The sequence below is a fragment of the Clostridium algifaecis genome (assembly GCF_017874415.1).
Lineage (GTDB): Bacteria > Bacillota > Clostridia > Clostridiales > Clostridiaceae > Clostridium_B > Clostridium_B algifaecis.
The window spans coordinates 250,601-272,260 of the sequence record NZ_JAGGLM010000001.1; the positions used below are offsets into that span (position 1 = coordinate 250,601).

Here is a 21,660-nt window from a genome sequence, read left to right on the forward strand (position 1 = left end):
ATCTTTATATTTAGTTTATGAAGATTTTTTTATTTTATTATTGTTAAGTTTATGTTATACTTTATACGGTCGAAGATATGCTTTCAATAATTAGGAGGGATATAATGTTTAGTTTTACGCCAAAAGAAGACAAGTTTTATGAATTCTTTAAAGAAAGTGCTAATATAGCTTATAAGGCGGCTAATTTATTAGTAGAATTTTTAGATGATCTTGAAAACTCAGAAGAAAATATAAAAAAAATAAAGGCCGTAGAACATGAAGGAGATAAAATACAGCATGAGATATTGAAAGAGTTGAATAAAACATTCATTACTCCATTTGATAGGGAAGATATTTATCTTATAGCATCAGATATGGATGACATTATTGATTTTATAGAATCAACTGCCAGTAGGTTTATAATGTTAAATGTGAATTCTTGTGAAGATGAAGCTAAAAATCTATGTAAAATGATTTTGAATTCCTGTACGCAAATAATAATTATAATGAAAGAGTTAAAAAATATGAAGACAAGTAAGGAACTTCCGCAAAAAATAATAGAAGTAAACAGAATAGAAGAAGAAGGAGATATAATATCACGAGAAGCCATAAAGAAAATATTCAGAAGTAATATGGAAGTTATAAATGTTATAAAATGGAGAGAAATATATCAATATCTCGAAGATACTTTAGATTCTTGTGAAGATTTGGCTAATGTCGTTGAAGGAGTAGTAATGAAAAATGCTTAGTAGTACTTTATTTATAACTATTTTAATAGTGGTAATTGCAGTAATATTTGATGTTATTAATGGCTTTCATGACAGTGCCAATGCTATAGCCTGTGCTGTATCTACAAGGTCACTATCATTAAAACAAGCCGTGGTAATTTCGGCGGCCTTAAATTTTGCGGGTGCTTTTTTGAGCGTAAAGGTTGCAGAAACTGTAGGAAACGGTATAGTACATCCTAATGATGTAACTCAAAAAGTAATTATAGCAGCATTAATTGGAGCTATAATATGGAATTTAATAACCTGGTATTTTGGAATACCAAGTAGTTCTTCACATGCCCTTATAGGAGGACTGATAGGATCAGCTATTATGTATAAGGGTACATTTCTAATTGTTAATTGGTCAAGTCTTTTTTGGAAAGTTATTTTGTGGCTTATACTATCGCCTATAATAGGATTTATAGTAGGATTTATTTTTATGAACATAATAAAGTTATTTCTGACGAATACAAGACCATCTACTGTAACAAAGATATTTTCAAAAGCTGAAATTTTTTCTACAATGTTTTTGGCATTAAATCACGGTGAAAATGATGCCCAAAAAACTATGGGAGTTATAACAATGACGCTTATGAGTGCTGGATTTATAAAAGAATTTTCAGTGCCAATATGGGTAAAAATAACATGTGCGCTTGCTATGGCGCTTGGAACCGCCCTTGGAGGGAAAAGGATAATTAAAACCATGGGATCTAAAATGGCTAAAATAGTGCCTGTAAGTGGTTTCGCAGCTGAAATGGGTTCATCTGCTGTAATATTTACAGCTACTATGTTTAAGGCACCTGTAAGTACAACTCATATAATAACAACCTGTATAATGGGAGTTGGATCTTCTAAAAGATTTTCAGCTGTAAGATGGAGTGTAGTAAAGGACATAGTTCTTACATGGATTATTACCATACCAGGATGTGCTGCTATTTCTGCCGTGGTCATATATATACTTAATCTTATATAAATTTTCTACATATTTTAAATTCTATGATTTTACATGACTTTTGCGGATATATTAGTAAAGCAAAAGTCATTTTTGGTATATGCAAAATTATTTTATGTAAAAAGCTTACATCTATTAAGTTGACTAAATAAATATATTAATGTATATTCTAAGAGTATATGATTTATATATTAAAATTGGGAGTTTTTTAGATGAAAAATGAAATATCAATAGTGAATCCTGGAAGTATTGCAGAAGAAATGGATATAGAAGCAGGTGACAAACTTCTCAGTATTAATGGAAAAAAGATTAATGACATTATAGACTACAAATTTTTAATAAGTGACAATTATGTTGTAGTTGAAATAGAGAAAAAAAATGATGAAATATGGGAGCTTGAAATAGAAAAAGAATATGATGAAGACCTTGGAGTAGAGTTTAAAGACTTTATTCTTGACAAACCTAAGAGCTGTCATAACAAATGTATATTTTGTTTCATAGATCAACTTCCGAAAGGTATGAGAAAGACACTTTATTTTAAAGATGATGACTCAAGGCTGGCTTTCCTTCAGGGAAACTTTGTGACTCTCACAAATATGAGTGAAAATGATATAGATAGAATAATTCAATATAAAATAAGTCCTATAAATGTATCAGTTCATACTACAAATCCAGAACTTAGAATAAAGATGATTCACAATAGATTTGCAGGGAATTTATATGATAGATTAAAGAAACTGACAGGTTCAGGCATAAAAATAAATTGTCAGATAGTATTGTGCCCTGGTATAAATGATAATTATGAGCTGGAAAAAACTATTGAGGATTTATATAAATTATATCCTCAAATTGAAAATGTAGCTGTAGTACCTGTAGGAATTACAAAATATAGAGATGGGCTATTTGATTTAAAATTATATGACAAATTTTCTGCGGCAGAGCAATTAGATAGAATGAAAAAACTTCAAGATAGATATTTAGCTGAAATAGGCAAACCTTTTGTCAGAATGTCAGATGAATTTTATGTCTTGTCTGGAAGAGATGTACCTGAAACTGAGTTCTATGATAATTTTAAACAGCTTGAAGATGGAGTTGGAATGATAAGGCTTTTTAGAAATAATATTAAAAATAATCTAAGTAAGTTAAATGGAAAATTAAAAGGCTCCTTTACTTTAATCACAGGAAAGTCTGCTTGTTTTGAAATCAAGAAAGCTGCAGATAAAATTATGCAGGTAAACAAAAATATAAATGTAGATGTTATTGGAATAGTGAATAATTTTTTTGGAAATACAATAACTGTAGCAGGACTTATTACTGCCCATGATATCATAGATCAGTTAAAAAATAAAAAATTGGGCAAAAATATTATTATACCGGATTGTATGCTCAGAAAGGGATATGAAATTTCTTCATCTAAAAGTAGAATATTTTTAGATGATGTGACTGTAGAAAAATTGGAAAGTAAATTAAATAGTAATATATCCATATGCAATTATAGTGGAGAAGATTTGATAGATATTATAATAAAAAATTGTGATATAGAGTAAACAAGGAGGAAGAACATGGCAAAACCAATAGTAGCTATAGTAGGCAGGCCTAATGTTGGAAAGTCTACTTTATTTAATAAATTAGCAGGAAAGAGAATATCTATAGTGGAGGATACACCTGGAGTTACGAGAGATAGAGTATATGCAGAGGCAGAGTGGCTAAAATATAATTTTACAATAATAGATACAGGTGGTATTGAACCTGAAAATAGTGATATTATTATATCTCAGATGAGAAGGCAGGCACAGATAGCTATAGAAACTGCAAACGTAATAATATTTATAGTAGATGGACGTGAAGGCCTTACAGATGCCGATAATGAAGTAGCACAGATGCTTAGAAAAAGTGGAAAACCAATAGTGCTTGCAGTCAACAAGATAGATAATTTAAAATTTGAAAATAATACTTATGAATTTTACAATTTAGGTATAGGAGATCCTATAGCTATTTCAGCATCACAGGGTTTAGCACTAGGAGATATGTTGGATGAAGTAATTAAACATTTTGAAGATGACGAAATTAATTCAAAAGATGATGATTATATAAAGATAGCCTTTATAGGAAAACCTAATGTAGGGAAATCTTCACTTATAAATAAATTACTTGGTGAAGAAAGGGTAATTGTTAGCAACATACCGGGGACAACAAGAGATGCCGTAGACAGTTATTTGCAAAGAGATGATGACAAGTTTGTATTAATAGATACAGCTGGTATTAGAAAGAAGAGTAAAGTAAAGGAAGAAATAGAAAGATACAGTGTCATAAGGACGTATACAGCAGTAGAAAGGGCAGATGTCTGTATTTTATTATTAGATGCTACTTATGATATAAGCGATCAGGATGAAAAGATAATAGGATATGCCCATGAACTCAATAAAGCTATAATGGTCATAGTTAATAAATGGGATCTGGTAGAGAAGGATACAAAAACTATGGATAAATTTAAAACAATGATAGGCAGAAGTTTATCATTTATGTCTTATGCACCATATATATTTATATCGGCAAAAACAGGTCAGAGAGTTAATAGAGTACTGGATACTGTTAAAAAATGTTATGTTAATTATAACAAACGTGTTAAAACTGGAGTTTTAAATGATATTATAAATAAAGCTATTATGATGAAAGAACCTCCTATAGTAGGCCTCAAGAGATTAAAAGTTTATTATGTTACAGAAGTTGCAGCACAACCTCCAACTTTTGTGTTTTTTGTAAATGATCCTGAATGTGTTCATTTTTCATATAAGAGATATCTTGAAAATCAAATTAGAGATAGTTTTGACTTTACAGGTACAGGTATAAAATTGGAGTTTAGGGAGAGGAAGGAATAAAATGAAATATGATATTTGTTTCTTAGGTGCAGGAAGTTTCGGGACTTCACTTTCTGTAATGTTAGCTTCTCATGGAAAAAAAATTATATTATGGGATAGAAATGAGGAACTAGTAAATAGCATAAATTTAAAAAGGAAAAATTCCAGATACCTTAAAGAAGTGAATATTCCTAAACTGGTGGATGCATCATGTGATCTAGAATATGTTATTAAAGAAGCAGCATATATAGTCATTTCAGTACCATCCCGTATTGTAAGGGATATGTGTAGAAAAATTAGTGACTTTAAACTAAATGACCGTGTGATTATAAACATAGCAAAGGGAATTGAAGAAGTAACAGGAAAGAGATTGTCAGAAGTTATACAGGAAGAGCTTCCGCATAATAAAGTGGTAGTATTGTCCGGGCCAAGTCATGCGGAGGAAGTGGCTAAGAATATACCAACTACAGTAGTTGCAGCTTCTGATGATATGGAAGCTGCTAAGAGTGTTCAAGATATGTTTATGACGGATAGATTTAGAGTTTATACTAATTCTGATGTTATAGGCGTTGAAATAGGAGGAGCTGTAAAGAATATAATTGCACTTGCTGCTGGCATATGTGATGGAATAGGATATGGTGATAATTCAAAGGCAGCTCTAATGACAAGGGGAATAAATGAAATAACAAGAATAGGTATTAAACTTGGAGGAAAAAAGGAAACTTTTTCAGGGCTTACTGGAATTGGAGATCTTATAGTTACCTGTACCAGCATGCACAGCAGAAACAGGAGAGCAGGAATACTCATAGGGCAGGGAAAATCAAAAGAAGAGGCAGTTAATGAAGTTGGAATGGTAGTTGAGGGAATATGGGCATGTAAGGCATTTTATGAACTTAAAAGTAAGCTTAAAGTTCAAATGCCTATAACTGATGCACTTTATAAAGTTCTCTTTGAAAACAAGGATGCAAGGCAGGCAGTATATGAACTTATGACAAGAGAGAAAAAAGATGAAAACAGCTGAATGAAACAATCTAATTTTTAAATATATAAAAAAAATATATGATATGAGAATAATATCCCTTTTTTATAAATATATATATATTGTTAATATTAAGAATAATTAGGGGGTATACTTTGGATAACTTTGATATATATGAAGACATATCTGAAAGAACTCAAGGAGATATATACGTAGGAGTTGTAGGACCAGTCAGGACGGGAAAATCCACTTTTATAAAAAGATTTATGGAAATTATGGTACTTCCCAATATGGACAATTCTTATAAAAAACAGAGAGCTAAAGACGAATTACCTCAAAGTTCATCAGGAAAGTCAATTCATACTACAGAACCTAAATTTATTCCCAATGAGGCTATAGAAATAAGCCTTAACGAGAATACCAAATTTAAAGTAAGGATGGTAGACTGTGTAGGTTACATTGTTAAGACAGCACTTGGATACATGGAGGGTGAAGAAGCTAAAATGGTAAGTACTCCATGGTATGATCATGAAATACCTTTTGAAGAAGCAGCTGAAATAGGAACTAAGAAAGTAATAAACGAACATTCTACTATAGGACTTCTGATAACTACCGATGGATCTATAGCAGATATACCAAGAGATGATTATTTAGAACCTGAGTCAAGAGTTGTAGAAGAATTGAAATCTATAAATAAGCCTTTTATAATAGTACTTAATTCAAGACATCCATATGAGCCTGATACAATAGAAATTAAAAAATCTATGGAGGAAAAGTATGATGTACCTGTACAGATAATGGATGTCCTTAATATGAAAGAAGAAGACATAACTAATGTATTCCAAAGAATTTTAAAAGAATTTCCTATAAAAGAAATAAATATTGATATACCGGAATGGATTGAAAAACTGGAATTATCACATTGGCTTAAAGTTGATTTTATAAATCTTGCAAAGGATATGTGCAAAAATATATATAAAGTACGTGATATAGATAAATCTATTGACGGATTTAGCGATGTAGAATTTATAGGAACAGCTTTAATTAAAGAGATAAACATGGGAGAAGGTACATCGAGAATTGAACTTAAACCTAAAAAAGATCTTTTTTATAAAATACTAAGTGAAGTTTGTTCGGAAGAAATTCAAGGTGAGAGTGATCTTTTGAAAGCAGTAACAAGTATGCACAGTGCTAAAGTAGAATATGACAAGATAGCAGATGCTCTTAAAGATGTAAAAGAAAATGGATATGGATTGGTTGCGCCACAGCTATCTGAGATGAAATTGGAAGAGCCGCAGATAGTAAAACAAGGGAATAGATTCGGAATTAAATTAAAGGCGAGTGCACCATCACTTCATTTTATAAGGGCGGATATAGAAGCGGAAGTATCTCCTATAATGGGTACGGAAAGAGAAAGTGAAGAAATGCTTAAATCACTTCTTGAACAATTTGAAAGTGATCCATCGAAAATATGGCAAAGCAATATGTTTGGAAAATCTCTTGAAATACTTGTTAAGGAAGGACTTCAGAATAAATTATACAAAATGCCGGAGGATGTTCAAGTCAAAATACAAAAAACCCTTCAAAAAATAATAAATGAAGGCAACGGTGGTTTAATATGCATTATACTTTAGGTATGTAAAATAAGGCTTTAAGTTAATTAATTTAAAATGAGATTAACTTAAAGCCTTATTATATAACTAAAAATATCTTCTTTTAAACTTTTAGAAAAATATAGATATTTAAAGTAATTATGAGTATTTTATGGTATAATCGATTTAAGCCACGATTTAATTTATTTTAAATAGTGGTTATTATAAATTTTAATAATATAGGATATCTTGAAATTACAATTGATATTCACGTATAATTAATAAGGACTTATAAGTTTACTGTGGAAGGATGAAAGTTTAATGATTAAAAGTATGACAGGCTTTGGAAGGGGAAGTACAGACAGTAATCAAAGAAATTTTGTGGTAGAGATAAAAACTGTGAATCATAGATATTGTGATTTAAATATAAGAATGCCTAAAAGTTTTATGCCTATTGAAGATAAAATTAGGAAACTTATACTAGACAAAGTAAACAGAGGAAAAGTAGATGTTTTTATCACAGAAACCAATTATGAAAATAAAAAAGTTAAGGCCGTATTGGATGAAAATCTGGCAGATAGTTATGTGAATTGTTTAAAGAAGATAAAGGAAAAATATGATATAAAAGAGGAATTATCTATATCGCTTATTGCCAAATTTCAAGATGTAATTACTTTAAAACAGGAAGATGAAGATTTAAATAAAGTTTGGGATATACTAAATACTGCTTTAAATGAAGCACTAAATATGCTTTTGGATATGAGAGAAAAAGAGGGAATGAAACTTAAGAGCAATGTTATTTTGAAATGTAATTCTATTGAAAAATATTTAAATTCTATAAATGATATGTCAGAAAATCTTGTTGATGAGTTTAGAGAAAAACTCAACCTTAGATTAAAGGATCTAATGAAGGATTATGAAATAGATGAGAATAGAATTGCAATGGAAGTGGCAATATTCGCCGACAAGTCATGTATTGATGAAGAAATTGTAAGGCTTGGCAGTCATGTAGTACAATTTAAAGATACTCTTGAGTTAAATGAACCAATTGGAAGAAAATTGGATTTTATATTGCAGGAAATGAACAGGGAGGCAAATACAATAGCTTCTAAGTCTACAAACTTACAAATAACCAAGCTAGTTTTAAATATAAAAAATGAAATAGAAAAGATAAGGGAGCAAATTCAAAACATAGAATAATACAGGAGGGAATATATGGATATAAAATTAATAAATATAGGCTTTGGAAATATTGTTTCAGCTAATAGGTTGGTAGCTATAGTTAGTCCCGAATCGGCACCTATAAAAAGAATAATACAAGAAGCGAGAGATAGGGGTATGCTTATAGATGCAACTTATGGTAGAAGAACAAGGGCAGTTATTATAACTGATAGTGATCATGTAATACTTTCTGCGGTTCAGCCTGAAACTGTAGCACATAGACTGTCTTCTAATAAAGATGATGATGAAGATATAGAAGAGGTTGAGGAGCAATGAAGACAAAGGGACTTCTAATAGTAATATCAGGACCTTCAGGTGCAGGCAAAGGTACTGTTTGCAAAGCTTTGCTTGAAAAAAATGATTTCTGGATATCTGTTTCTGCAACGACAAGAGAGCCAAGAGATGGAGAAATAGATGGCGTAAATTATTATTTTTTGACAAGGGATGATTTTCAAAGTAAAATAAAGAGCAAAGATTTTCTGGAATATGCAGAAGTTTATGGAAACTATTATGGTACTCCTAAAAAAAGTGCATTGGATGCTATGAATTTAGGAAAAGATGTAATACTTGAAATTGATATTCAGGGTGCACTAAAAGTAAAAGAAAATTATCATGAAGGTGTATTTATATTTATACTTCCTCCATCTATGGAAGAGTTGAAGCACAGGATAATAAACAGGGGAAGTGAAACTAAGGAGTCTTTGGTTACCAGATTTAAATCTGCGTATAAAGAAATAAATTATATATCAAAATATAATTATGCAGTTGTAAATGATACTGTAGAAGATGCAGTTAAAAAAATAGAAAGCATAATTATAGCTGAAAAATGCAGGGTAGACAAAGTTGAAAGTGAAATATTAAAATCTAAGGAGGGCATTATCCATGAATGATTCTATGATAAATCCATCTGTAGTTGATTTATTGAAAAAAGTAGATAGCAGATATACTTTAATTACTATAATAGCTAAAAGGGCAAGACAGCTTGTTGAAGGCTCAGAGCCAATGGTAGATATTGATTCTTCCAAACCTGTAACTATAGCTATAAATGAAATCGACAGGGGATTAATAGACTACGAAACTTTAAGAGAAGGTATAAAATAATGAGCCAGTATAAAAAAACAGTAGTTATTGGCGTAACTGGAGGAATAGCAGTTTATAAAGCACTTGATGTGATAAGCAGGCTTAAAAAAAAGGATTTTGATGTTCATGTAATAATGACCAAATCAGCAGTTGAATTTGTGAATCCGCTGAGTTTTCAGACTTTAAGCCAGAATATAGTAAATTGTGATATGTTTGATGAACCTAAAGCATGGGAAATTAAACATATTTCTCTTGCAAAAAAAGCAGATCTTATGCTTATCGTACCAGCTACGGCAAATATAATAGGCAAAGTGTCATCTGGAATAGCAGATGATTTATTATCAACCACTATAATGGCAACAAAGGCACCTGTAGTTTTTGCACCCGCCATGAATACAAATATGTACACGAATCCTATTGTGCAGGAAAATATCGGCAAGTTATCTAGGCTTGGATATGATTTTATAAAGCCTGAAAGTGGAAGGCTTGCCTGCGGAGATGTTGGAGAAGGAAAACTTCCAGATACAGAATTTATAGCTGAATTTGTAGAAAGCAGGCTCTATGATAAAAAGGATTTGAAGGGTAAGAAGGTTATGGTAACAGCTGGACCAACTGTTGCATATATAGATCCGGTAAGGTTTATAACCAATAGATCTTCAGGAAAAATGGGATATTCCATAGCAGAAGAAGCTAGAGACAGAGGCGCAGAGGTTACACTGGTATCAGGACCAACCAGTTTGAAAAAACCGTTTGGAATAGATTATATAGGTGCAAATACCAATGAAGAAATGCTTAAGGCTGTTATGGAGAGGTTTAAACATCAGGATATAGTCATAAAAGCAGCAGCAGTAGCCGATTACAAACCGAAAACATACTCTAGCATAAAGATAAAAAAATCAGAAGATGACCTTTCTTTGAGTTTTGTGAAAGATACAGATATACTTAAGAAACTTGGAACTATAAAAGAAGACCAGATTCTTGTTGGATTTGCGGCTGAAAGCAATGACTTGATCAAAAATGCTAAAGAAAAATTGAAAAAGAAAAATTTAGATTATATAGTTGCCAATAATATAGTATCAAAGGATACAGGGTTTGCATCTGATGACAATAAAGTTACCATAATATCAAAAGATGGCAACAATATTGATATGCTTAAAATGAGTAAAAGAAAAATTGCTAGAGAATTATTTGATATGATATGTAATAGCAATTATTAATAGAAATATTATTTTTAAATTTATTTGAGAGGGGTTATATAGTACCTCTCTTATTTAATGTAATAAGGTAAAAGGGTGGTAAAGTGAATTATGCAGGTATAATTGTAAATAAAATTTCTATTAAATTAGATAAAATTTTCATATATAAAATACCGGACAACATAAAGGATAATATATCTATAGGATATAAGGTAAAGATACCATTTGGAATGGGAAACAGGAGTATAGATGGTTTTATAGTAAAGCTATACGAAGATGTAGATATGGATATATCTAAAATTAAAAGTATAATTGAAGTATGCGGTAAAATGCCACTTTTTACAGAAAAAGATTTTGAACTTATAGAAAAGATGAGAAAAAGGTACCTGTGTACATATATTGAGTGCATAAAGGTCTTTATACCTGCAGGAACTTTTGATGGTATAAAGAATAAGATAGAATCCCGATTATATATTGGCAAAAAATTAGATGGAAAGTTTTTGAAGGAACCATATACTAATATTTTTAATGTAATAGAGAATAATAATGGTATGTATACAAAAAATTTCATCAGTAAAAATTATAATATGTCACTGTCATCTATAAATACTATGATTAAATATGGCTTTATTTTAAGTAAAAAGAAGATCATAAATAGATATAATAAAAATGAATATAAAACTTATTCAAGAAAGAATTTAAATGAAGAGCAAAGTATGGCAGTAGAATCAATATTGAACTCTAATAAAAAAATGTTCCTTATCCATGGTGTAACGGGAAGTGGCAAGACGGAAATATATATGCATATTGTAGACAGGGCAATTTTGGAGAAAAAGGATTCAATAATACTTGTGCCTGAAATTGCACTTACACCACAGATGGTAGAGAGATTTAAGGGCAGATTTGGCAGCAATATAAGTGTATTCCACAGTAAACTTTCAAAGGGAGAAAGATACGATGAATGGATGAGAGTAAAAAATGGAGAAGTGAAGGTGGCAATAGGTGCAAGATCTGCTATCTTTCTTCCTTTTAAAAATCTTGGACTTATAATAATAGATGAAGAACATGAAGAAAGTTATAAATCTGATAGCAATCCTAAATATAATGCAAGAGAAATTGGAGAAATGAAATGCAGTCAGTACAACTGTAAAATGATATTGGGTTCTGCTACACCTTCTATAGAAACTTACAGCAGATGTAAAAGTGGAAATATAAAACTTATAGAAATAAAGCATAGGGCAGATGGAGCCTCCATGCCCAAAGTAGAAATTGTAGATATGAGGAATGAGCTTATAAACAATAATAAATCTATATTCAGCAGAAGGCTTTATAGTTTGATTAAGGATAGACTGCAAAAAAAAGAACAGATAATATTGTTTCTTAACAGGAGGGGTTTCTCTACTTTCGTGTCATGTAGAAAATGCGGTTATATATTTAAATGTAATAATTGTGATATATCACTTACATATCATCATAATATGAAAAAACTCATTTGCCATTACTGTGGAAACAGCATGAGCTTGCCAAAAGTATGCCCTAAATGTGGAAGCAAATATGTTAAATATTTTGGGGTCGGTACAGAAAAAGTTGAGCAGGCAGTAAAAAGTGAGTTTAAGGAAGCCAGGGTTTTAAGGATGGATTTTGATACCACAAGGACTAAACATTCTTATGAAAATATTTATAATGCTTTTAAAAATGGAAGGGCTGATATTTTGATAGGAACGCAGATGATTGCTAAGGGACTTGACTTTAAAGACGTTACCCTTGTTGGTGTTATAGCGGCAGATTTATCTTTGAACTTGCCGGATTTCAGATCCTCCGAAAGGACATATGAACTTATTACACAGGTTTCTGGAAGAGCAGGCAGGGGACAAAAAGATGGAGAAGTAATAGTTCAAACCTATAATCCTGAAAATTATAGTATAAAATATGCAGCTTCAAATGATTATTATAATTTTTATGAGGAGGAAATGAAAATAAGGAAGGAAATGGAGTATCCGCCTTTTTCAAAAATTTTTCTAATAAATATGAGCAGCAAAAATGAAGACATATTAATAAAAAATATACAAAATGTTGGTATTTTCTTAAAAAAGGCATTTGAAAAAAATGATAAAATTAAAATATTGGGGCCATGTCCCTGTGTTATATCGAAAATAAAGGAATTATTCAGATGGCAAATAATGCTGAAAGGGAAAATTGACTTAAATACAGCACAAAATATAAAAAAAACGGTGTATAATTTAATTAAAAATGTTAATAGAGATGTAAAAATTAGTATAGATATAAATCCTAATAATACACTTTAAATTTAATTTCAGATTTTTAGAAGGGAGAAATAAAAATGGCTTTAAGAAATATAAGGAAATATGGTGATGAAATACTTAGAAAGAAGAGCAGAAAAGTTGATAATATAGATGATAGGATAATCACAATTATTAATGATATGGAGGAGACACTTTATTCAGCAAATGGTGTTGGTCTTGCAGCTCCACAGATTGGAATACTTAAAAGGATTGTAGTAATAGATGTTGGAGATGGTATAATAAAACTTATAAATCCAGAAATAATAGAAACAGAGGGGAGCTATGTAGATGTTGAAGGCTGCCTTAGCATACCTGGCAGGCAGGAAAAAGTTGAAAGACCATACAGAGTTAAAGTAAAGGCATTAAATGAAAAAGGTGAAGAAGTTACAATAGAGGGAAAAGAACTTCTAGCAAGGGCATTTTGCCATGAAATAGACCACTTAAATGGAGTATTATATATAGATAAAGCTATAAATCCAGAGGGAGAAGAATAATTTATGAAAATAGTTTTTATGGGTACTCCTGATTTTGCAGTACCATCTTTAAAGAGGCTAATAGAAAAGTACAGTGTTGAAGCAGTTTTCACCCAGCCAGATAGACCAAAGGGAAGGGGGAAAAAGCTTTCAATGTCACCTGTTAAGGAAGTGGCATTAAGTGCTGGAATAGATGTATATCAACCAGAAAAATTAAAGCAGGATTTAGGGGCTATAAAAAAAATGAAGACAATAAATCCTGATTTTATAGTAGTAGTAGCATACGGACAGATACTTACAAAGGAAGTACTTGATATACCTAAGTACGGCTGTATAAATCTTCATGCATCGCTACTTCCAAAGTATAGAGGTGCAGCACCTATAAATTGGTGCATAATAAATGGAGAAAAGGAAACAGGAAATACTACCATGTTCATGGATACAGGACTGGATACGGGAGATATTTTATTGCAGGAAAAAATTTCAATTACAGATGACATGACAGCTTGTGAGCTTCATGATATATTAATGGAAAAAGGAAGCAGTCTCCTTGAAAAGACGCTGGAGGATATTAGTTGTAATTCTATAGAAAGAAAGAAACAGGGAAATACTACAACGGATTATGCAAAAATGTTAAATAAATCCATGGGAAATATAAACTGGAATTTGAAGGCTTTGGATATAAATAATTTGATAAGAGGGTTAAATTCGTGGCCTGTAGCGTATACGATGTATAAAGATAAAAAAATGAAAATATACAAAGCTGAGGTATTAGAAGAAAAATCAGATGAAAAGCCGGGATGCATAGTAGATGTATCTGAGAATGGTATAAAAGTGTGTACAGGGGATAAAATATTATTAATTAAAAAAATTCAATTTCCAGGTAAAAGGGTTATGTCTGTAGATGAATATATAAGAGGTAATTCTATAGAGAAAGGTATTATTTTATAAAAATCAATCAATCAATCTAGATAAAAAGGAGTTGTGCATTTATGTTTTATTTTGATAGAAGTTTTATCATATTGATACCGGCACTTTTGGTGGCTGCTTATGCACAATATAAAGTATCTTCTACTTTTAATAATTATTCAAGATATACAAGTAGGAACGGATATACAGGCTCTCAGGTTGCTAGAATGCTTTTAGATGCGAGTGGACTCTATGATGTGCCAGTTGAACTTATACCTGGAAAACTTAGTGACCACTATGATCCGGGGGCTAGAGTAATGAGACTGTCGCAGGAAGTTTATTATGGAAATTCTGTTGCATCGATTGGAGTAGCTGCCCATGAAACAGGGCATGCTATTCAGCATAAGGAAAGATATTTCCCGCTTGTTTTGAGAAACAGCATAGTACCTATAGCAAATTTTGGATCAAATGCTTCGTGGATTCTGTTTATACTCGGGTTTATGTTTGGAATCAGAGGGTTGGTTAGCCTTGGAATTATACTTTTTACAGGCGTTGTAGTATTCCAGCTGGTTACGCTTCCCGTAGAGTTAAATGCCTCAAGCAGGGCACTTAAGATACTTGAAAGAAGATCAATACTTTATGGAGATGAACTAGAAGGGGCAAGGAAAGTTCTTGGAGCAGCAGCAATGACTTATGTAGCAGCTGCGCTTACAGCTATAGCAAACCTTCTTAGATTAATATATATAAGTAGGGATAGAGACTAAAATATAGAGGAGAAAATATGAATAATGCCAGATTTACAGCAGTTAGTGTGTTAGAAGATGTTATATATAGAGGTGCATATTCTAATATAGCTTTAAATAATAAATTGAATAATAGTGAACTTAACTTGAAAGACAGAGCTCTTGTTACAGAGATAGTATATGGAACGCTCAAGTATAAGTATACTATTGACTGCATACTGAGTAATTTTTTAAAAAACGGTTTAAACAATGTGGATAAATTTATATTGAATTTACTTAGAATATCCATATATCAGATTATATATTTAGATAAGGTCCCTGAATTTGCCATAGTAAATGAAGCCGTGGAAATTTCTAAGAAAAAGTCAGTGAAACTTTCCAGACTTGTAAATGGAGTTCTTAGAAATTATCTCAGAAATAAAGAGAAAACATATTATAATAAAAATAGTTATATAGATAAGTTATGCTTTAAATATTCTTTTCCAGAGTGGATGGTAAAACTTTTTATAAATCAGTATGGAAAGGATGGAGCAGAAAATATTATAAAAGGATTGAATTATACACCTAAGGTAACAGTCCGTATAAATGGATTAAAGACGAATTTTGAAGAAACATGGGATAAACTTTTAGAACATGGTTACGATATTGAAAAGGGCAATATGTGTGAAGATGCCATTATAATAAATAGGGGCAGCAATATTGAAAAAAATTCTCTATTTAAAGAAGGATATATTTCGGTACAGGATCAAAGTGCCATGATGGCAGTACTTTCTTTGGATTTATGTGAAAATATGACTGTATTTGATATGTGTAGTGCTCCGGGAGGCAAGGCAACTTATATAGCAGAAAAGATGAAAGATAAAGGACATGTATATGCTTATGATATTTATAAAAACAAGATAAAATTAATAGAAAAAGGTGCTGAAAGGCTTGGAATAAAAATTATAAAAGCAGGAATTCAAAATGCAGAAAAATATAATGAAAAATTTGAGAAAAGTGCAGATAGGGTACTTATGGATGTTCCGTGTTCAGGACTTGGAATAATAAGAAAAAAACCGGAAATAAAGTGGAATAAAAGCATGAAACAATTGAAGGATATAGTTAGAATTCAGAAAAACATAATGATGAATTCGTCCAGGTATGTAAAAACAGGGGGGAAGATGGTATACTCTACATGTACGTTAAACAGAGAAGAAAATGAGGAAAACATAAAATGGTTTTTGGAAAATAAGCCTGATTTTAAATTAGAAAAAATCAACTTCAAACATCTGGATAATATAGTCTACCATAAAGAAGGATGTGTAACAATACTTCCTCATGAGAATATGGACGGATTTTTTATTGCAAAGATGATAAAATACAGGTAGGTGTACTTATGTATAATATTTTAGATTTTAACATAGATGAATTGAAAACCTGGATGAAGAAAAATAATGAGAGTTCATTTAGGGCAAGTCAGGTGATGGACTGGATATACAAAAATAATACGTGGAAATTTGACAATATGAAGAATATCGCTAAAAGTACACGTGATAAATTAAACGAGAATTTTTATATAGGAATTCCAGAACTTGTTCAAGTATATGAATCAAAAAAAAGGGACACACTTAAATTTTTGTATAAATATAGGGACGGAAATGTTATAGAAACTGTAGTTATGAAATATGACAGGGGAAATTCAATATGTGTCTCTACTCAAGTGGGTTGCAGGATGGGATGCAGGTTCTGTGCATCTACAGTAAATGGTATGGTAAGAAATTTAACTTCGGGTGAGATACTGGCACAAGTTTTGGCAGCACAGAAGGAAATTGATGATAGAATATCAAATGTAGTTTTGATGGGTAGTGGAGAGCCGCTTGACAATTTTGAAAATGTTATAAAATTTATCGAAATAATAAATTCCAAATATAGTTTGAATATAGGACAGAGACATATAACTCTTTCCACCTGTGGAATAGTTCCAAAAATAATTGAACTTGCAGATAAAAATCTACAGATAACTTTAGCTATATCACTACATTCGCCTGAGGATGAAGTTAGGCTTAAGATGATGCCTATTTCAAATAAATATTCTATAAAATCAATTATAGATGCTTGTAAATATTATATAGATAAGACTGACAGACGTGTTTCTTTTGAATATGCACTTGTTAAGGGCGTAAATGACAGTGACATTTTTGCAAAAAAACTCTCAAATATATTAAAGGGAATGTTATGTCATGTAAATTTGATACCTATAAATGAAGTCAGAGAAAATGATTTTAAAAAATCTTCTAAAGATAATATTAAAAGTTTTTTGCATATATTATCACAGAGTGGAATAGAAACTACTATAAGAAAAGAAATGGGTTCAGATATAAATGCGGCCTGTGGACAGCTTAGGAGAAGTTATTTAGAATCTAAAAAATAGTGGAAAGGATGTAAAAAATGGTAGGAATCTTATCAGACGTAGGAAAAGTTAGAAAGCTAAATGAAGACTATGTTAGCTTCTATGAAGGTAATGATTTTTGTTTGTACATCGTAGCTGATGGAATGGGCGGCCATAATGCAGGTGAAGTTGCCAGTAAAATTGCAGTTGAGACAACTATGTCATATATTAGATCAATTGACATATTAGGTGATATGGAAGATGAACTTGTGAATGGAATAGATATGGCTAATAAAAAAATATTTAAATTATCGAGAGAAAGTAAGGAATTGTCAGGCATGGGGACAACTATAACTGCATGTCTTGTAAAAAATAACAAAATGATTACTGCAAATGTTGGCGATAGCAGCTGCTATGTTGTAAAAACAGATGGAATAACTAAAATTACTAAAGACCATTCACTTGTACAACAGCTTATAGATGAGGGAAGTATAACTGAGGAAGAAGCAGCTATTCATCCAAATAAGAATATAATAACAAGAGCTCTAGGCACAAATTTTTCTGTAGAAGTAGATATTTTTGAAGTTGATCTGAAAAATATAAACAAGGTAATTATGTGTACTGATGGTTTATCGAATCAAGTAAGCTTGGAAGAAATGTATGATATTATAATGAAAAATGAAGATAATAAGGATGCCTGTGAACAATTGGTAGATTTAAGCAAACTTAGAGGCGGCAAGGATAACATATCAGTTATTATATTTGAAGGAGAGTGTAGAGATGATAGGAACCACGCTGGGAAATAGATATGAAGTGTTACAAAAGATAGGCGAGGGAGGAATGGCAATTGTATATAGAGCAAAAGACAACCTATTAAATCGTAACGTAGCTGTAAAAGTTTTAAAGGAACAATTTTCAAATGATGCTGAATTTGTAGAAAAATTTAAAAGGGAAGCAACTGCAGCCGCAAGCCTATCAAATAATAACATAGTAAATATATATGATGTAGGCAGTCAGCAAGATGTAAATTATATAGTAATGGAGTACGTAAATGGGAAAACTTTGAAACAGGTTATAAAAGAGAAAACTAGAATTGTTCCCAGCGAAGCTGTAGAAATATCCATTCAAATAGCCAAGGCTTTAGAATGTGCCCATAAAAATAATATTATACATAGAGATATAAAGCCTCATAATATTCTTGTAACAGAAGATGGTATAGTTAAAGTTACTGATTTTGGTATAGCAAAGGCATCCAATTCTGTAACTATAACAAATTCAAATAGGATAATGGGGTCTGCACATTATTTTTCACCAGAACAGGCAAAGGGAAGTTTTGTAGATTTTAGGACTGACATATATTCTCTTGGGATAGTTATTTATGAAATGGTTACAGGAAGAGTGCCATATGATGCGGAAAGTCCGGTATCAGTTGCATTAAAGCATATACAGGAGCCTGTAGTTCCACCAAAGGAAATAGATGGTAGCATTCCAGACAGCTTAAATAAACTTATATTAAAAGCTGTTGAAAAAGAGCCTATTAGAAGATATCAGACTATGACAGATATGCTTTTGGATCTAAAAAAAATACAAAACAATGAGAATCCCAATATTGAAAATGATGATTTTGATGAAGATATGACAAGGGTAATGGATCCTGCAGATGTAAATAATGCTTTAGAAGCAAATAAAGATAATGAAAATAAATCAAGTAAGGTAAAGGATGATTATGGAGAAGGGGAAAGCAAGGAAAACAAAAAATTACTTGATCCAAAGAAAAAAAGGAATATTCTATTTGCAGCACTTTTTTTAATGGTAATTGTAATAGGATCTACACTGGGATATTTTGCACACAATAAATTTTTTAATTCATTGGGAGAAACTACTGTGCCAAATGTTGTTGGAATGAAGCAGGATGACGCTAAAAGTGCTATAGAGGCTAAAAAGCTTAAATTTGTTGTAGTTTTAAAAGAAAAAAGTGATAAGGCCGAGGGCACAGTAATAGAGACAATGCCTCAGGCAGGCACTAAAGTAAAAATTAATTCAGAGGTTAGAGTCAGCATAAGTGGAGGAAAAGATAAACTTACAGTTCCAAATGTACGCGGCATAGATTTAAGTACAGCTAAGGATATCATCACAGGCAGCGGACTTACAGTTGGAAATATAACTTATGAAAATAGTGATAGTATTTCAGACGGTCAGGTAATAAGCCAGGATCCAGATCCAGATTCAAATGCAGATAAAGGCACTGCTGTTAATTTGGTTGTAAGCAAGGGCCCTCAAGTTAAATATGTATCAGTTCCTGATGTAACAGGAAAGAGTGTAGATAGTGCTCAATCAATACTTCAAAATGCAGGGTTTAGAGTTTCAACATCAGCTCAGCAAACTTCAGATAGCTCTCAGAATGGAATAGTTATAAGTCAGAGTCCATCACAGGCTAAAGAAGGAGGAACTGTAAACATTACTTATTATAAATATGTTGCAAGTTCAAATAATCCGTCACAGAATAATCAAAATGGAAACAGTAATGATGGTGGAAATTCAAAACAACAACAGAATCCTACAAATAATCAAGGAAAAAATGGAGACAGCACCCAGGGAAAAAATGGAGAACAAAAAGATACTAATTCAGATCAAACAACTAAAACTGATGGAAAATAATATAATATTTTGATTGGAGAAATTATGGATGGAACTATAGTTAAAGGAATAGCAGGATTTTACTATATAAAAGTAAATAATAAAATAATTGAGTGTAAATCAAGGGGAAAGTTCAGACATGATGAACTTTCTCCAATGGTTGGAGACAGAGTCGATATTTTACTTCAGGGAGATACAGGTGTTATTGAGAAAATTTATCCCAGAAGTTCCCGGATAATTAGACCCGCTGTTTCCAATGTAACTCAAGCTATTGTAGTATTTGCAGTTAAAAATCCGGATATAAATGAGGAGCTTTTAAATAAATTACTTGTAAGTTGTGAATTTAACAATCTAAAAGCTATAGTCTGTTTTAATAAGCTTGATTTGGAATTATCAGATAAAGAAAAATCTATTGAAGACATGGTGAAAAGCGCAGGATATGAGGTGATTTTTTTAAAGGCCAAGGAAGGATATGGAATAGATAAAATTAAAGAGAGACTAAAAGGTGAAATCACAGTTTTATGTGGACCTTCTGGAGTTGGAAAATCGACTATTTTAAATCACATAGCAGGAAAAGAATTAATGGAAACTGGTGTCATAAGTGATAAGCTAAAAAGAGGAAAACATACTACAAGACACAGTGAACTTATAGAAATAGATGGTGGTTTTATAGTAGATACACCTGGTTTTTCATCATTCAAGATAGATTTTATAGAAGCAGAGGAACTGCAGTATTATTTTCCAGAATTTAAAAATTACCTTGGAAGTTGTAAGTTTACAAGTTGTCTTCATTATAAAGAGCCAAATTGTGGCATAAAAAAAATGGTTGAAGAAGGCTTAATAAATAGAAAAAGATATAATTTTTATTTAAAAATGCTGGATGAAATCTTGAATAAAAAAAATATTATACGATAGCTAATTGTAAATTTATTGTACATTAGGAGGAAGAATTATGATAAAAATAGCACCATCGATATTATCAGCTGATTTTTCAAAGCTGGGAAGTGACATAGAAAAACTGGATAAATTTGGAGCAGATTTTATTCATATAGATGTTATGGATGGTATGTTTGTACCTAATATATCTTTTGGAATACCTGTTATAAAGAGTATAAAAAAAATTACAAATATACCTTTTGATGTCCATCTTATGATAGAGGAACCTTCAAGATATATTGAAGATTTTGTGGAAGCTGGTGCCGATATTATAACAGTTCATTTTGAGGCAGACAGACATTTAGATAGAACTATAAATTATATAAAGAGTTTTGGAGTTAAAGCATCAGTTGCATTGAATCCTGCAACTCCAGTAGACAATATAAAATATTTAATAAAAAATCTTGATATGGTACTTGTTATGTCTGTTAATCCTGGTTTTGGAGGACAGAAATATATAGATTATTCCAATTATAAAATTGAAGAAGTTAAAAAATTAAGTGATAAATACAACAAGGATCTGATGATAGAAGTAGATGGTGGAGTTGGCAGAAATAATATAAAATCTGTCGTAAAGAGTGGGGCAAATGTTATTGTTGCAGGTTCTGCTGTGTTTAAGGACAATAAGATAAAGGAAAACATAGCTTCACTGAGAGGTGAAATTTAA

The 21,660-nt window shown here is 31.3% G+C and carries 21 protein-coding genes; all 21 read left to right on the forward strand.

Translation table 11 applies throughout. The features are described 5' to 3' along the window. The first annotated feature begins 104 nt into the window (after nucleotides 1-104). The 21 genes from J2Z42_RS01265 (at nucleotide 105) to rpe (ending at nucleotide 21,660) form a co-directional block, all read left to right on the forward strand. Nucleotides 105-728: a DUF47 domain-containing protein gene (locus J2Z42_RS01265; protein WP_209700541.1), complete on the forward strand. Its 624-nt coding sequence runs from the start codon at nucleotides 105-107 to the stop codon at nucleotides 726-728. Continuing rightward, entirely contained in the window at nucleotides 721-1,719 is a 999-nt protein-coding gene (locus J2Z42_RS01270; protein WP_209700542.1) for an inorganic phosphate transporter, read from the forward strand. Before J2Z42_RS01265 ends, J2Z42_RS01270 begins: the two co-directional genes overlap by 8 nt. A 191-nt stretch (nucleotides 1,720-1,910) precedes the next feature. Then, nucleotides 1,911-3,245, forward strand: a complete 1,335-nt coding sequence (locus J2Z42_RS01275; RefSeq protein WP_209700543.1) for a DUF512 domain-containing protein — start codon at nucleotides 1,911-1,913, stop codon at nucleotides 3,243-3,245. Between the two features lie 15 nt (nucleotides 3,246-3,260). Continuing rightward, nucleotides 3,261-4,577 carry a ribosome biogenesis GTPase Der gene (gene der, locus J2Z42_RS01280; protein WP_209700544.1) on the forward strand — a complete coding sequence of 439 codons (1,317 nt, stop codon included), beginning with the start codon at nucleotides 3,261-3,263 and terminating at the stop codon, nucleotides 4,575-4,577. A gap of 1 nt (nucleotide 4,578) precedes the next feature. Continuing rightward, nucleotides 4,579-5,577, forward strand: coding sequence for an NAD(P)H-dependent glycerol-3-phosphate dehydrogenase (locus J2Z42_RS01285; RefSeq protein WP_209700545.1), 999 nt, complete (start codon nucleotides 4,579-4,581; stop codon nucleotides 5,575-5,577). A gap of 113 nt (nucleotides 5,578-5,690) precedes the next feature. Beyond that, entirely contained in the window at nucleotides 5,691-7,169 is a 1,479-nt protein-coding gene (spoIVA, locus tag J2Z42_RS01290) for a stage IV sporulation protein A (RefSeq protein ID WP_209700546.1), read from the forward strand. Nucleotides 7,170-7,448: 279 nt separating this feature from the next. After that, nucleotides 7,449-8,327, forward strand: coding sequence for a YicC/YloC family endoribonuclease (locus tag J2Z42_RS01295; RefSeq protein WP_209700547.1), 879 nt, complete (start codon nucleotides 7,449-7,451; stop codon nucleotides 8,325-8,327). 15 nt (nucleotides 8,328-8,342) lie between these two features. After that, nucleotides 8,343-8,624, forward strand: coding sequence for an extracellular matrix/biofilm regulator RemA (remA, locus tag J2Z42_RS01300; RefSeq protein WP_209700548.1), 282 nt, complete (start codon nucleotides 8,343-8,345; stop codon nucleotides 8,622-8,624). Then, complete coding sequence (gene gmk / locus J2Z42_RS01305; protein ID WP_209700549.1) at nucleotides 8,621-9,238, forward strand: guanylate kinase; 618 nt, start codon at nucleotides 8,621-8,623, stop codon at nucleotides 9,236-9,238. Before remA ends, gmk begins: the two co-directional genes overlap by 4 nt. Then, on the forward strand, nucleotides 9,231-9,449 hold the full coding sequence (gene rpoZ / locus J2Z42_RS01310) for a DNA-directed RNA polymerase subunit omega (RefSeq protein WP_209700550.1): 219 nt from the start codon (nucleotides 9,231-9,233) through the stop codon (nucleotides 9,447-9,449). The genes gmk and rpoZ overlap by 8 nt, the downstream gene beginning before the upstream one ends. Continuing rightward, nucleotides 9,449-10,645, forward strand: coding sequence for a bifunctional phosphopantothenoylcysteine decarboxylase/phosphopantothenate--cysteine ligase CoaBC (gene coaBC / locus J2Z42_RS01315; protein ID WP_209700551.1), 1,197 nt, complete (start codon nucleotides 9,449-9,451; stop codon nucleotides 10,643-10,645). The genes rpoZ and coaBC overlap by 1 nt, the downstream gene beginning before the upstream one ends. A gap of 83 nt (nucleotides 10,646-10,728) precedes the next feature. After that, on the forward strand, nucleotides 10,729-12,930 hold the full coding sequence (priA, locus tag J2Z42_RS01320; protein ID WP_209700552.1) for a primosomal protein N': 2,202 nt from the start codon (nucleotides 10,729-10,731) through the stop codon (nucleotides 12,928-12,930). A gap of 35 nt (nucleotides 12,931-12,965) precedes the next feature. Continuing rightward, nucleotides 12,966-13,421: a peptide deformylase gene (gene def, locus J2Z42_RS01325; RefSeq protein ID WP_209700553.1), complete on the forward strand. Its 456-nt coding sequence runs from the start codon at nucleotides 12,966-12,968 to the stop codon at nucleotides 13,419-13,421. Between the two features lie 3 nt (nucleotides 13,422-13,424). Beyond that, nucleotides 13,425-14,351, forward strand: coding sequence for a methionyl-tRNA formyltransferase (gene fmt, locus J2Z42_RS01330; RefSeq protein WP_209700554.1), 927 nt, complete (start codon nucleotides 13,425-13,427; stop codon nucleotides 14,349-14,351). Nucleotides 14,352-14,392: 41 nt separating this feature from the next. Then, a complete protein-coding gene (locus tag J2Z42_RS01335; protein ID WP_209700555.1) occupies nucleotides 14,393-15,073 on the forward strand; it encodes a zinc metallopeptidase in 681 nt (226 codons plus the stop codon). A 17-nt stretch (nucleotides 15,074-15,090) separates the two neighbouring features. Further along, nucleotides 15,091-16,419: a 16S rRNA (cytosine(967)-C(5))-methyltransferase RsmB gene (gene rsmB, locus J2Z42_RS01340; protein ID WP_209700556.1), complete on the forward strand. Its 1,329-nt coding sequence runs from the start codon at nucleotides 15,091-15,093 to the stop codon at nucleotides 16,417-16,419. An 8-nt stretch (nucleotides 16,420-16,427) separates the two neighbouring features. Further along, entirely contained in the window at nucleotides 16,428-17,462 is a 1,035-nt protein-coding gene (gene rlmN / locus J2Z42_RS01345) for a dual-specificity RNA methyltransferase RlmN (protein WP_209700557.1), read from the forward strand. Between the two features lie 17 nt (nucleotides 17,463-17,479). Next, nucleotides 17,480-18,226 carry a Stp1/IreP family PP2C-type Ser/Thr phosphatase gene (locus J2Z42_RS01350; RefSeq protein ID WP_209700558.1) on the forward strand — a complete coding sequence of 249 codons (747 nt, stop codon included), beginning with the start codon at nucleotides 17,480-17,482 and terminating at the stop codon, nucleotides 18,224-18,226. Beyond that, nucleotides 18,201-20,078 carry a Stk1 family PASTA domain-containing Ser/Thr kinase gene (gene pknB / locus J2Z42_RS01355; protein WP_209700559.1) on the forward strand — a complete coding sequence of 626 codons (1,878 nt, stop codon included), beginning with the start codon at nucleotides 18,201-18,203 and terminating at the stop codon, nucleotides 20,076-20,078. The genes J2Z42_RS01350 and pknB overlap by 26 nt, the downstream gene beginning before the upstream one ends. A gap of 24 nt (nucleotides 20,079-20,102) precedes the next feature. Continuing rightward, nucleotides 20,103-20,972 carry a ribosome small subunit-dependent GTPase A gene (gene rsgA, locus J2Z42_RS01360; RefSeq protein WP_209700560.1) on the forward strand — a complete coding sequence of 290 codons (870 nt, stop codon included), beginning with the start codon at nucleotides 20,103-20,105 and terminating at the stop codon, nucleotides 20,970-20,972. Nucleotides 20,973-21,009: 37 nt separating this feature from the next. Then, nucleotides 21,010-21,660 (forward strand): ribulose-phosphate 3-epimerase, encoded by a 651-nt coding sequence (rpe, locus tag J2Z42_RS01365; protein ID WP_209700561.1) that lies wholly within the window; start codon nucleotides 21,010-21,012, stop codon nucleotides 21,658-21,660.